This is a genomic window from Alkalicoccobacillus gibsonii, from assembly GCF_016798245.1.
Lineage (GTDB): Bacteria > Bacillota > Bacilli > Bacillales > Bacillaceae_D > Alkalicoccobacillus > Alkalicoccobacillus gibsonii.
Genome location: NZ_JAEUZA010000003.1, coordinates 86,609 through 99,487 on the forward strand (window position 1 = coordinate 86,609; position 12,879 = coordinate 99,487).

The 12,879-nt window shown below is 38.7% G+C and carries 11 protein-coding genes; 7 read left to right on the forward strand and 4 right to left on the reverse strand.

Annotated elements, in window-relative coordinates; translation table 11 throughout:
* Positions 1 to 77: 77 nt before the first annotated feature.
* Positions 78 to 527, forward strand: a complete 450-nt coding sequence (locus tag JNO66_RS12070) for a GNAT family N-acetyltransferase (protein WP_203088546.1) — start codon at positions 78 to 80, stop codon at positions 525 to 527.
* 4 nt (positions 528 to 531) lie between these two features.
* On the opposite strand, the gene JNO66_RS12075 is transcribed toward JNO66_RS12070, so the two are convergent.
* Positions 532 to 1,161 carry a type 1 glutamine amidotransferase family protein gene (locus JNO66_RS12075; protein ID WP_203088547.1) on the reverse strand — a complete coding sequence of 210 codons (630 nt, stop codon included), beginning with the start codon at positions 1,159 to 1,161 and terminating at the stop codon, positions 532 to 534.
* Positions 1,162 to 1,235: 74 nt separating this feature from the next.
* A complete protein-coding gene (locus tag JNO66_RS12080; RefSeq protein ID WP_203088548.1) occupies positions 1,236 to 2,198 on the reverse strand; it encodes a helix-turn-helix transcriptional regulator in 963 nt (320 codons plus the stop codon).
* A 219-nt stretch (positions 2,199 to 2,417) separates the two neighbouring features.
* Here JNO66_RS12080 and JNO66_RS12085 point away from each other — a divergent pair, with 219 nt between their 5' ends.
* Positions 2,418 to 3,809, forward strand: a complete 1,392-nt coding sequence (locus tag JNO66_RS12085; RefSeq protein WP_210340862.1) for a phospholipase D-like domain-containing protein — start codon at positions 2,418 to 2,420, stop codon at positions 3,807 to 3,809.
* 59 nt (positions 3,810 to 3,868) lie between these two features.
* On the opposite strand, the gene JNO66_RS12090 is transcribed toward JNO66_RS12085, so the two are convergent.
* Entirely contained in the window at positions 3,869 to 4,981 is a 1,113-nt protein-coding gene (locus JNO66_RS12090) for a DUF418 domain-containing protein (RefSeq protein ID WP_203088550.1), read from the reverse strand.
* A complete protein-coding gene (locus JNO66_RS12095; protein ID WP_203088551.1) occupies positions 4,978 to 5,565 on the reverse strand; it encodes a TetR/AcrR family transcriptional regulator in 588 nt (195 codons plus the stop codon). The genes JNO66_RS12090 and JNO66_RS12095 overlap by 4 nt, the downstream gene beginning before the upstream one ends.
* A gap of 350 nt (positions 5,566 to 5,915) precedes the next feature.
* Between JNO66_RS12095 and JNO66_RS12100 the strand changes: the two genes are divergently transcribed.
* From JNO66_RS12100 to JNO66_RS12120, 5 genes are read left to right on the forward strand one after another with little or no spacing between them, the layout of a single operon-like run.
* Positions 5,916 to 6,788: an NAD(P)-dependent oxidoreductase gene (locus JNO66_RS12100; RefSeq protein WP_203088552.1), complete on the forward strand. Its 873-nt coding sequence runs from the start codon at positions 5,916 to 5,918 to the stop codon at positions 6,786 to 6,788.
* Positions 6,789 to 6,839: 51 nt separating this feature from the next.
* A complete protein-coding gene (locus JNO66_RS12105) occupies positions 6,840 to 8,825 on the forward strand; it encodes a family 10 glycosylhydrolase (protein WP_203088553.1) in 1,986 nt (661 codons plus the stop codon).
* Positions 8,826 to 8,836: 11 nt separating this feature from the next.
* Positions 8,837 to 10,909: an alpha-amylase family protein gene (locus JNO66_RS12110; RefSeq protein ID WP_203088554.1), complete on the forward strand. Its 2,073-nt coding sequence runs from the start codon at positions 8,837 to 8,839 to the stop codon at positions 10,907 to 10,909.
* Between the two features lie 39 nt (positions 10,910 to 10,948).
* The gene (locus JNO66_RS12115; RefSeq protein WP_203089336.1) at positions 10,949 to 11,905 is read left to right on the forward strand and encodes an ABC transporter permease; all 957 of its coding nucleotides are present in this window, start codon (positions 10,949 to 10,951) and stop codon (positions 11,903 to 11,905) included.
* A gap of 30 nt (positions 11,906 to 11,935) precedes the next feature.
* Complete coding sequence (locus JNO66_RS12120; protein WP_203088555.1) at positions 11,936 to 12,808, forward strand: carbohydrate ABC transporter permease; 873 nt, start codon at positions 11,936 to 11,938, stop codon at positions 12,806 to 12,808.
* Positions 12,809 to 12,879 lie beyond the last annotated feature (71 nt).

Here is a 12,879-nt window from a genome sequence, read left to right on the forward strand (position 1 = left end):
AGGACTTCTATCGATGGAAGTCCCTTTTGCATTTAAAATCAGTACATGAGTTGTTTAGTTTAAAGGAGGAGTTTGTCATGCTCGTTAGAAAATTTGAAGAAACAGATCAATTGTTTGTGATCGAATTAGCCAAACGGTTTAATAATATTGAACATTTAGCTTTTAGAAATGAGCAAGAGATGGGCAAAAAGCAAGAAGAGCTCGTAGTACAAGCTGTTATTAGCAATAAAGAAAACATATTCATAGCAGAGAGTGGCGGCGACAAATTAGGGTACATTGAGCTTAGAATTCAAGATGATTACTTCACAAATCGTAAACAAGCATATGTATCAGCGATAGCAGTGTCTGAAAAAAGTGAGGGGAAAGGCATAGCTAAAATTCTAATGAATCATGCTGAAGAATGGGCGATCAATCAAGGGCTTACCCAGGTTAGTCTAGATGTCTTTTTAAAAAATAAAAAGGCAATTGATGTTTACGAACATTTAGGTTTTCAAAAAGAAATAGTAAAGATGGTTAAGAGTCTATAGCAAGTTATTTCAATGAGTTTATTAATTCAAAATAGTATTCAGGTTTTTGAGTTTTATATAGGTTGTACCACGCATGTAATGTATCTGGTCTCATAACCTCAAGTTTCTTCAGTACGTCCCTAGCAAATTCCAGGGGTGCTATGCCTGATGCAGTAATTAAATTCACATCTGAGACGACAGATTCTAACTTATAATGTTCTTCTCCTCTATAGTTGGGACAGATCATTTTTGTGTAGTCTAAGTTGTTACTCGTATGATCTCTGGTATCTAAGCATCCCATATTCGCGAGTCCCTCAATTGCTCCACAAATGGCAGCAACAATTGTACCAGTCTCTAATGCTTGAGCAGATCTTTCTAATATAGGTTGGTGCACCTCTTCACTCCAGGTAGTTCCACCTGGTAAGATTAAAAGGTCGTTTTTCTCAAGTGTACATTCAGAAAGGGAGATATCTGGACTTATGCTCAGGCCTCCCATTGTAGTAATTATTTCCTTGGTAGCTCCTACTGTCGTTACTTCAAAAGGTTCCAACTCTTTCTTGAAGTATCTACCTGAATGTAGTTCAGAGATTAAGTATCCATATTCCCAGTCCGACATGGTGTTAAATACATAGATAAAAACTCTTTCTGTTTGCATTGATTCACACTCCAATCTCATTTGATATACACAGTATAAGAAAACATCCCTGACAGTTACCGTCAGGGATGCTTTTATTTTTCATGAAATGTTATTAAATCGGATAGAACTTCAACAAGTCTTTTCTTAAGACTTGCTGGCTCAATCACTTTAATTGATTTATTAAATGGTAATAATAAATAAGGAACATAGGTATGTGTGACATCTTTTTCTAGCGCGAAAATGGCTATATCTGAGGTTTGTTCTTTTAAGTAATTCCCCAAAAACCAATGTTGGCAAAGATCAGCTAAGACTTGCTTATTTCCACTAACAACCAAAGAAATAACACTTTCATTTTCATCTAAAGTAGGAAGAAGACCTTCCATAAAATGATCACGTGCTGAGAAATGTTTTGGCTGATTAAAAGTATCCTCAGTTATCACCAGGCTTGCCATTCGAGCTACTCTAAAACTACGGATATCCTGCCTACGATGACAATATCCAATCATGTACCACTTGTTATTCCAATAGATCACTTTATACGGATCGACTAATCTTTCGTTTAATTGTGAGTCTCCAGTTTTATGGTATTGAATCTTTACCGAATAATCATTAGCTACGGCCATCTCCAATTTCTTTAAATAAGGCTCTATTGAATGTGAACGTAACCGATTTATCACTTCAAGGGTTCTTAAATGTGTGTTTGTTTTTAATTTCTGCTCTTGATTTGAATAGTTGCTTAGCTTGGAAATGGCACTGTTTAGTGCATCACCGCCATAGTATCCCGCTTCTTCTGCAAAAACAGCAGCGTGAAAAAGTGAAGTTTGCTCTTCAGAATCAAAAAAGAGAGGAGCTTCAATAAAATCATTTAACAAAGTGTATCCGCCATTATGTCCTGGTTCTGAAATGATAGGTACACCGCTTGTTGTAAGGGTATCAATATAACGGTAGACGGTTCGTATATTCATCTCTAATTTTTCTGATATTTGCTTTGCAGTAATCTTTTCATCTGAACGAAGCATCCATAGAATAGCTAACATATTGTCTATTTTAGGCATATAATTCACCTCGATATGATAATTAATTTGATTGATATATACCAACATACTACACCTTTACGTTAAATACATTTATTTTCCAAAATAAAAGGTTACAAGAATAAATCCTTCGTTTGAACAAAAGATATAAAAACCTATACCTTTAACGGACTATCAAAACGGGTCAGTTCGAATGTGAGGAATTAGAAAAGCATAAGGGAGATTTATCATGAAATGGATGTGGCTATTTTGATTAAAAATATCTTGCTGACAATAATAACTTTGTATGCTATCTACGTTTTGCTTGGTGCGTACATTCTTTTCTTTCTTCCGATTTCTTATCACAAAACCTCTGATAAAGCCCCGTTACTTTTATCGGAGGACGTACAAAATAAAGATCATGTGCTTCTTTTAGAAGATGGTTTTGAATCTGGTCAAGTTCGAATGCAAGCGATAAAGGAAGCCCAGTCAAGTATAGACTTTATCTCTTATTCCGTTCAAAAAGGGAAAACATCACACCTTTTTATGGCGGAGTTGTTTGAGGCTGCTGATCGAGGGGTGCACGTTCGGGTATTATTAGACGGTTTATTCCATAATCTTCGTGGCGACTTAGGAGATGTAAGGGAAGCGATTGCCGCTCATCCGAACATGGAGCTGCGTTATTATGAGCCTTTTAAGCTGTTAAAGCCTTGGTCCTGGCACAACCGCTTACATGACAAGCTGCTTATTATTGATGAAACGTATGGAATCATTGGTGGGAGAAACATTGGTGATAAGTATCTTTCAAAAAAACGTCCAAAGGATTATGTCTTTGACCGGGATGTCCTCGTTTATAACAAGAATAAACAGAACAGTTCACTGTTAGAGATGAAGGAATATGCTAATGAACTGTGGGAGCATCCTTTTACCAAACAGGAAAAGCATGCAAAAGATACAAACTCAGCCAAAGGCAAAGACTTTCAGGAGAAGTTAAAAGGTGAACTGCAGTTAGCTCGTGACGAAAATGATGCGTTTGTTCGTCCACTTTCTCAGGATTGGATGAATCAAGCCATACAGGCAGACCACATATCGTTTGTCTCGAATCCTCTAACAAGGCTTAATAAGTATCCTTATCTATGGAAGACGTTTACTGAGTTAGCTACAAATGCGGAATCTAAAGTATACATGCAAACACCTTATGCGATTCCAACAAATCAAATGATCAAGCATGTGGAGATGCAATCACATGTTCAACACGACATGATGACTAACTCTATTCAACAGACGCCGAATCCTATGGCGTTTTCTGGTTACTTAGGTACAAGAGATGAGATCCTAAATAGTGGCGTTTCCATCTATGAATATAGAGGCAACTACTCTATCCATGCTAAATCATTTGTTATCGATGATTACCTAAGCATGGTTGGCTCATTTAATCTGGATGCCAGGTCAAGTTATTTAAATACTGAGTCAGCTGTTTTAATACAAGGTTCTGAATTTGCGTCAGAGTTAACGAAGAAAATGGACGAGAAGAAGGAGAGAAGTGTTAAACAGCCAAGAGAGACTACTTTAAAGGAGGGTAAACGCACGTTTAAAACGGTAGCCATTAAGGTTTTGTCTGAAGTTTCATTTCTCTGGAGGATTTTCCTATAAGTTGAATCCCCCTTTGCTAAGAGGCAAAGGGGGGTGAACTGTAACCAAATGCAATTGCATCACGACCATCTTCTCATTGACATTTCGATTGGTCCTCTACTATACTTTCTTCTCCAAAAAGCAGAGAAGATGACACTCACGATGAAGAACACACAAGCATAAATAAAAATAGGCAAAAGTGGTTGGGCCACATATCCATTAAACAGAACGACTTTATCAAAGATCAGTAGTACAACGATTCCAATGACAACGTGACTTACATAATGGGTTAATGTTAATTGGCCTGTGTAGATAAGTGAACGAATGAGAAGATTATTTGACCATTTGTTAACGATGTAAATAGATAACATAATTACCAGTAGCGCAGAGGCTGAATTAGAGAGTAGATAGAATAGATTCGGTGGGAATGGACCTGTGTCAAAGATGAAAAGCGCACGTTCCATATCTAGAATGGAAGGTGAAAAAAGGTGGACCAAGATTTTAGATAAAAGCTCTGTTGCTGTAAGCATACTTAAGCTCACAATGAGTATAATTTTTCTTATTCTGGCATCCGTTAAATTCAGTCGACCGATTAGCATGCCTATAAGTAAAAAGCCAATCCACGGGAAAACAGGATGGTATCCATTGAAGAATAAGTTTCTAAGAAATCCTGTCACGGTCCAGAAATCAAGATAATCTAAAAAGGGCTGAGTTGGACTCCATCCATGCATATAGTTAAAGAAGATTTGGCAGAACTGAGCCACAAGGGAAATAGTCGCAAGGAGTACGATAATAAACGTTGGTGAGGTTAGGATAATAAAAGCTGCAACACACATAAAAAAACCATAATAGTGTAAGATGTCTCCTGACCAACCAATGCTGTATAATAGCATACCGAGTACAAATAAGAAGAGGGACCGCTTTAGTAAAGAGGTTCGTGCACGTTGAATCACTTCTTGCTCTGACGTGATACGAGCTTTCCTCGTCATCAATGAGATCCCGATACCAGCCAACGTAACAAAAGTAGCTGCAGCTCTTCCTTCAAATAGGTTGGTGAACCAGACCAAAGCAGGTGCACCGTTGCCCTGTGCTCCAGTAGACACCATGAAATTCATCACGAGCATTCCAAACATTGCAAGTGCACGAGCAAAGTCTAATCCTTCTATACGATGACTGTTTAGATTACTGCTCATAACTCTATACCTCTTAGTGTATTATCTACAGCTTCACGCCACACCAGTTCAAAGTCTAATTTCGTATCAGTTAAGATGAAGTTTGTAATGTTATCAAAGACCAGGCCAAGCAATTGCGACTTAATTAAAATGTTTTCATCCTTGATTGCTTTCATTTTAACCGCATGCTTAAACAGATCATAAAAGGTATTAAAGAATTTCTGCTGAATTTCTGTGATTTTTTCGGAGTAATAAGAGTCACGAGAGGCTAGCAAGAGGTATTGATTAAACAATTGATTAAACTGCAGATTTTGTTTTTGAAGGGAAATGGCTTTTTTCCCTAAGCTATATAAAACCGTGCGTAGATCCATATCGTTCATTTCTTTTAAATCGATAGACGTGATCGACTGAATCTCTTTAGCAATGATGTCGAAAAGCCCTTTAATCAGGTCATCCTTTGATTTGAAATAGTAATAAACAGCGGGTTTTGTAATTCCCACTTCCGCTGCGATGTTAGCCATGCTTGTTTGATCAAACCCTTTTTCCGAGAACATGGAAAAGGCCGTTTCGATAATCTGCTTGTGTGTTTGTTCCTTATCGCGCATATGATCTCCTCCTTTATTTACTTACCGGTAAGTAAATAATACACTATTCTAAGGATTATGCAACCTAAATATATTTCTTGTTGAAATTGACATATAAAAAGATTTTGGAACGAGTGCATGACTTAAATGGAAATAATAGAAAGTAACTTATTCATACTTTGACCCTGGGCATCAGGGTTATTTTTCGTTTGTTAATTTTATCTTCTTTAATTTTACAAGCGCCTAACCAAGACAATTTTTGTCCTCTCCCTTTAAAGCCGTTATACAAAGGCATATCTCAAGTTTTGTCTGTTTTAAGCCGTCATGGTAAGACAGTAAGCTTAGGCTAATTCAGAAAGGGAGCTGATGCTATGAAGGAACAAAAACAATCCATTGGATTTATCGGTACGGGTGTTATGGGGAAGAGCATGGTCCGCAACTTGTTACGTGCCAATTATCCTGTAAAAGTGTTTAGTCGAACAAAATTAAAAGCAGAGGAGCTCATACAAGAGGGTGCTGTCTGGCACGACTCACCTGCTGAGCTTGTAACACATTGTGATGTGCTAATCTCCATTGTTGGATATCCAGCAGACGTGGAGGAGATCTACTTAGGTGCTGATGGCTTAATTCAAGCGGCAAAGCCAGGAACTATTTTTATAGATATGACAACTTCGAGTCCGAAGTTAGCCAACGACATTGAGGATGAGGCGAAAAGGTACCACTGCCACGCATTAGATGCGCCTGTTTCAGGTGGAGATGTTGGTGCACGAAATGGAGCTCTTTCTATTATGGTAGGTGGGGAGAAGGATATCTTTGAAAAAGTTCTACCAATCTTCTCGGTGCTCGGATCTAATGTGGTACATCAAGGTCCATCCGGAGCGGGACAGCATACCAAAATGAGTAATCAAATAGCAATTGCTTCAAACATGATGGGTGTTTGTGAAGCTATCAAATATGCCGAACGCTCTGGATTGAATCCCACGACTGTTCTAAAAAGTATTGAAAGCGGTTCTGCCGGAAGCTGGTCGTTAAGCAATTTAGGTCCAAGAATAATTGATGAAAATTTCGATCCTGGCTTTTATGTAAAACATTTTATCAAGGATATGGGCATCGCCATTCAATCTTCCGAAGAGATGGAATTAAAACTATATGGCTTGGAACTTGCTAAGGCGCTCTATCGTGATTTAGCGGAAAAGGGCTATGAGGATCGTGGAACGCACGCATTGTTTAAGCTATACGAGTAAGTAGGTTCGCAGACACTTATGGTAATTGTTGAAACTAGAAGGGAGGATATCATGTTTTGGTGGGAGCGTAATAACTTACGAATGATTCAAACCAATTTGCGTGAGGTAGATGCTACATTAGACGTGGATCAGTTGGTTTCTACCTTAGAAGAGTTCTCTGCTAATACGTTGATGATGAATGCGGGTGGCATTTTTGCTTTTTATCCGACCGACCTAGCCTATCAGTATCAAACTCCTTTCCTCAGAGAGGATCTTCTTGAAAAGGTGATTAAAAAGACACATGAGGCTGGGATAAAATTTATTGCTCGTTTTGATTTTAGTAAGGCCCATGAAAAAATTTATAAGGAAAAGCCAGAATGGTTTTACCGAACGATTGAAGGCCATGAGGTTAATTATCATGGCATTGTTCATACGTGTATTAATGGTTATTATCAGCAAACCTACTCTTTAAAGATTATAGAAGAGGTTTTAACCCGGTATGAGGTTGATGGCATTTTCTTTAATATGTTTGGCTACCAAACGAGTGATTACAGTAGCAATGATTACGGGATCTGTCATTGTGATAACTGCAGGACTCGTTTTAAAGAGATGTATCAGATGGATCTACCTGTATCAAAGGATCTCTCCAATGAAGCATACAAAAAATATAAGGATTTTCAATGGAAAACAACTCAAGACATGCTAGATCGTATTCATGCTGTGGTGAAGAAAATCAATCCTCACATCGCCATTAGCACATATAACGATTATAAGGTTGATATTGTGCGAAAGGAATCAAACACAAAATTAACTAGACCTCATCCCGTTTGGCTTTACTCTTCATCAGAAAATGTAAAATCAGTAGAAGATACATGGGATGATAAGTTGATTAGTAATTGCTGCATTAATGCGGTGGATTTACAGTATCGCTTTATGGGTGTTTCAAAAGAAGAGGTCAGTATTCGACTTTATGAAAGTATAGCCAGTGGCTCAGGTCTAGATTTCTGCATTATAGGGGTCTTTGATGGCTATTCAGATAATAAAAATTTCCCGATTGTAAAAGAGATCTTTGAGTTTCATAAAGAGAATGAAGCTCATTTTGGCCAATTAATCTCTGTTCATGAAACGGCGCTAATTAAACCATCAGGACCGAATGCGTTTAGTGATAAAGAATATATAGGTATTTTCAAAATGCTAAAAGAATCACATAAGCCTTTTGATGTCATATGCCAACACGAATGTATAAACAATGAAGATAAGTTAGCTTCATTTCAACTTATCATCGTCCCTGATATTCAAGAATGGGAGAGTGAGCAGCTAAACGTGTTACTTAGGTTACACAGAAAAGGTGTGAGGATTATTGCAACCGGCCAATCCTTTACACATGCTCATCATGCACAGTTCCTTCGTACACTTTTTAATGCTAAATATGTTAATCGCACCTTAGATAATGATGCAGCCTACCTCCTTATTCGAGATGAGAAGGATGGAGCGGAAAATTGGGTGTTTATTGATGGGGCGTTTACCATGCTTCATTTTATGGATTCTGTGGATAAAAAATATCCGTATATTTCTCCATCTTCATTTGGGCCACCCGAGCGAGCGTATGGCCACATGATCAGCGAATATAGTGGTGCTGGCGTTCACAAAACGAATAATGGAATAAATGCTTTCATCACTTGGCAACCTGGTACGTTGTATAGCCTGCATGGGTACGAGGAACATAAACGGTTATTTCTAGATGTTTTGGAGGAGGTTGCACCTCGCTCTATTCTTAAAACGGATGCGACTAGCAATGTAGAGGTTTTTATTCATTCTACTGGAAATGGAGACATGCTGGTGCAGGCTCTGAATCTTTCAGGATTTAATGGAGTTACCTACATGGAACCCATTCCTATCAATCAGGTTCATTTTCAATTAGATGTAGATCAAACACCACATCGTGTGACTCGGTTGACTGATGGGCGAGAAATTGACTTTAAGACAGGTCAATCGACAATAACATTTCAATTGGATCAGCTTCAGCGATATGAAGCCTTTGTCATTCAAATGAGGTAAGGGGTGAACACATGGACCAACAGATGTACCAAAAGGATTCTGATTTTTGGAAAACGAGGTTTAGACTCATTCAACCTAACCTAAGGAAGATTGACGCTAATCATCTTGATGTCCACAGTCTAATTAATGAGGTAAAAGAATATGGCGCCAATGCATTATTGATTAATGGTGGAGGGATAGTGGCTTGGTATCCGACTACAAACGCTTATCAAAAAACGAATGAGTTCATGCAAGGAGACTTTTTAGGCGAGGCCATAGAAGCTGCTCACCAAGCAGGAATCAAGGTGCTTGTGAGGATGGATGTTAGTAAAAGCTACCCTCATTTATTAGAAACATACCCAGATTGGTTCCGGAGAGATGCAGAAGGGCGTGTTATAAAGCATTGGGAGATGCTAACAACTTGCCCAACAGGACCTTATTGGGAGAATTATAACTTTCGAGTGGTAGAGGAATTGTTAAAGAAGTATCAAGCAGATGGTATCTTCTATAATGCCTTTAACTATTTGAAGTGTTTTTGTAAGCGTTGTCAAAGTTTGTTCAAGGTTAAAACAGGGTTTGATCTACCTCTGCATGAGGATTGGGAAAGCCCCAGCTGGCGAGCGTATGTTCAATATCGGTATGAGCACCATGCAGATTATAATGAACGACTTGCTGAGTTCATAGACGAAGTCTCACCTGGAACGGTACTAACCATCGATACAAATATTACCTCTGATTCATACAAAGGTATTCGAGAAAGTGGTTGGTACACCTCATCATTTTCTAAGGGCAATGGATGTATTACAAGTGAGGCTTTTCATTTTGTGGATCGTCCGTATCCGAAGTGGTTGTATTGGGCTGGAGAAGAAGTAAAAATAGGCAACCATCTAAAACAAACATCCATCATTTTAAGTTACTCAAAATCCATATATAGTCGTCGCTCTGCTCAACCTGCGGTACAGTTTGGCTATGATCTTATGCAAATTGCAGCAAATGGAGGGGCACCATTTGTCGCACTTAGTGGAGCCTTCGATCAGGACGATAAGCAATCTTTACCGATTATAAAAAAGATTTTCAACTATTTAAAAACATTCGAACAGGAATACCAGACTATGAAGCCGAAGGCAGATGTCGCCATTTTATATTCTCAGCGTTCCGCAGATTATTACGGAAGAGAAAATCCCTCAGAGCGATGGCAAGCCCATTACCGTGGTATGTACGAAATGATGGTAGAAAGTCACATTCCATTTACAGTCCTTCATGAGGGATGTCTATCGAATGAGAGGCTCCAATCCTATTCCTGCCTTCTTCTACCAAATATTGCTGCACTTAGTGATGAAGAGGCTGCCGTGATTGATAAGTATGTTGAATCAGGTGGCCACATCATCGCAACCTTTGAAACAGGTTTATATGATGGCGAAGGGCTACGAAGATCAAAACAAGTGCTAGAATGCATCGGCAGGGAAATGGGAGAAGTCGTTCAAGATTCTTACTCTTATCTTAAGGTTGAGGATTCATTTTTATTAGAGGAGTATCCAGAGACAGATGTACTTATGTGTACAGGCGATTTTCTAAATACTAAGGAACGAAAAGGTGCTTCCAAGCAAGTGGGTGAAGATTTATATGGCATACCAAGTGTACGTAATACTACGCCGGAATTTGCCTATTGGGAAGAGGTTTCGACATTTCCTGGATTAACCCTTCATTCCTATGGAGAAGGTTCTGTCGCATACCTACCTTGGAGCCCGGATAAACTCTACCATTTGTTGGGTATTCATGAATATAAATCGCTCATAACGGGTTTAGTCAAACAATATTGTGGCTCTTTAACGATCAAATGTCTTGCTCCTAGTGGGGTAGAATGTTTAATCGCTAGTAGAGATTCAGGTGGATACATCGTTCACTTAATAAATGCTGTTGGTACTCAAGGCAAGCCTCTCACCGAGACGGTTACTGTGAGTAACATTCAACTTATGGTGAAGGGGACATTTGAGTCAGCTCGATCACTGACAACGGGTAATATGTACCCCATCAATCGTGAAGATGAATACTCCATCTTAGTAGTTGATCACTTAGAATTATTTGAGGCCATTGTAGTGGAGTAAATGTATTCAATGAACAAAGAACTTAACGAGTTTGGAGTGATGATATTGGAGCGAACGCTTAAGACAAAGGGTGTAGGAATATCAACCTACAATCGGAATTTGTGGAATCGCATTCTTGCGCATAAATGGATTTACCTTCTTTTATTACCTGGATTGCTCTATTTCCTCATCTTTAGAATCGGTCCAATGTGGGGGCTACTGATTGCGTTTAAAGAATACAATGCCTACGTTGGCTTTTGGGCTAGTGATTGGGTAGGGCTACAACATTTTCGAGAGTTATTCGGAAGTACAAATTTTTATATTATGCTACGTAACACATTTGTGATTAACTTACTTAGCTTAATATTCTTTTTTCCATTACCGATCGTTCTCTCAATTATGTTAAATGAAGTGCGCCACGATCTATTTAAACGTGTCAATCAATCAATTGTTTATTTACCCCATTTTCTCTCATGGGTTGTTGTAGCTAGCTTAACTGCGTTTATGCTTTCAACTGATATTGGTGTACTAAATAAGCTCATTCATTCATTAGGATTTGAACGAATTTCATTTTTATCAAACGCCAATTACTTCTGGGGAATTATCACGGTCCAAAATATCTGGAAAGAGCTTGGTTGGGGAACGATCATCTTCCTCGCTGCTATTGCAGGAGTTGATCCTTCAAGGTATGAAGCTGCAGTCATTGATGGAGCTAGTCGATTTCGTCAAATTTGGCACATTACTCTTCCGGCCATTCGACCAACGATTATTATCCTCCTCATTCTACGCTTAGGGAATATGGCGGATGTAGGATTTGAACAAATTCTATTAATGATGAATCCGCTAGTTATGTCTACTGCGGAGGTGTTTGATACGTATGCCTATACACACGGAATTTTGCAGGGCCAAGTAAGCATTGGAGTAACGGTTGGAATGTTTAAAGGTGTAGTAGGTCTTGTGCTTGTCTTGAGTGCGAACTATATCGTTAAACGGATGGGTCACGAGGGGATCTATTAATAAAAATATTAAAGTAAGGAGGGGTCTCATTTGAGTTTTGTCACGTCAAAACGGATGACAGTTGGGGACTGGTTAAATTATGTTTTCCTAGTGTTGATCTCAGCGATCAGTATATTCCCTTTTATTTATGTCTTTAGTGTATCGTTTACTGATCCTGAAGTGTACGTGCCGCTTGGTTTTTACTTGTTTCCTGAAAAGTGGTCTCTCGATGCCTATTTTTATATTTTACAAACAAATAGCTTCATTAATGCACTGAAAAGTACCTTGTATGTAACGGTGGTAGGAACCATATTAAATGTCATTGTTTCCTTTTCTATGGCTTATGCACTGACGAAGAAGTCGATGCCTGGACGAAAATATATTTTAGGAATCGTGATTTTTACTCTCGTTTTTAATGCGGGGATTGTGCCTAACTATTTGCTAATAAGGGAACTTGGGCTAATTAATAGTTACTGGGCACTTATTTTAATGGCATTGACAAACGGTTGGAGTATTATCGTTATTAAAAGTTTTATGGATTCGCTTCCACCTGAATTGGAGGAAGCAGCAAAAATAGACGGGGCAAATGATATGGGTGTCTTCCTAAGAATTATCATTCCATTATCTATGCCAGCCATCGCAGCTTTTACATTATTCTTTGCTGTTGCTCATTGGAACACGTACTTTAATGCGTTAGTTTACTTAACGGATTCATCAAAGTGGACCTTGCAGGTATTGGTCAAAACCCTCGTTATTGATTCAGACTCCAACGGTATAAATACGGGAGGGGACGAAAGCGTGGTTCCACAGGAAACGATTCGAATGGCATCTATTGTCTTATCAATGCTTCCTATCCTTGTAGTTTACCCGTTCTTACAGAAATATTTTGCTAAAGGAGTGATGCTTGGGTCGGTAAAAGGCTGATCTAGAAGGTACCAACCGGACATTTCTTTACAAGGGGTCGCCAGTCAATTATTGTCTGTCCTGATCTTATG

What these genes read in the sequence shown, in the direction of transcription:
- JNO66_RS12070 (WP_203088546.1), top strand. Translation starts at nt 78, where the DNA reads ATGCTCGTTAGAAAATTTGAAGAAACAGATCAATTGTTTGTGATCGAA.
- JNO66_RS12075 (WP_203088547.1), bottom strand. Translation starts at nt 1,161, where the DNA reads ATGCAAACAGAAAGAGTTTTTATCTATGTATTTAACACCATGTCGGAC.
- JNO66_RS12080 (WP_203088548.1), bottom strand. Translation starts at nt 2,198, where the DNA reads ATGCCTAAAATAGACAATATGTTAGCTATTCTATGGATGCTTCGTTCA.
- JNO66_RS12090 (WP_203088550.1), bottom strand. Translation starts at nt 4,981, where the DNA reads ATGAGCAGTAATCTAAACAGTCATCGTATAGAAGGATTAGACTTTGCT.
- JNO66_RS12095 (WP_203088551.1), bottom strand. Translation starts at nt 5,565, where the DNA reads ATGCGCGATAAGGAACAAACACACAAGCAGATTATCGAAACGGCCTTT.
- JNO66_RS12100 (WP_203088552.1), top strand. Translation starts at nt 5,916, where the DNA reads ATGAAGGAACAAAAACAATCCATTGGATTTATCGGTACGGGTGTTATG.
- JNO66_RS12105 (WP_203088553.1), top strand. Translation starts at nt 6,840, where the DNA reads ATGTTTTGGTGGGAGCGTAATAACTTACGAATGATTCAAACCAATTTG.
- JNO66_RS12110 (WP_203088554.1), top strand. Translation starts at nt 8,837, where the DNA reads ATGGACCAACAGATGTACCAAAAGGATTCTGATTTTTGGAAAACGAGG.
- JNO66_RS12115 (WP_203089336.1), top strand. Translation starts at nt 10,949, where the DNA reads ATGATATTGGAGCGAACGCTTAAGACAAAGGGTGTAGGAATATCAACC.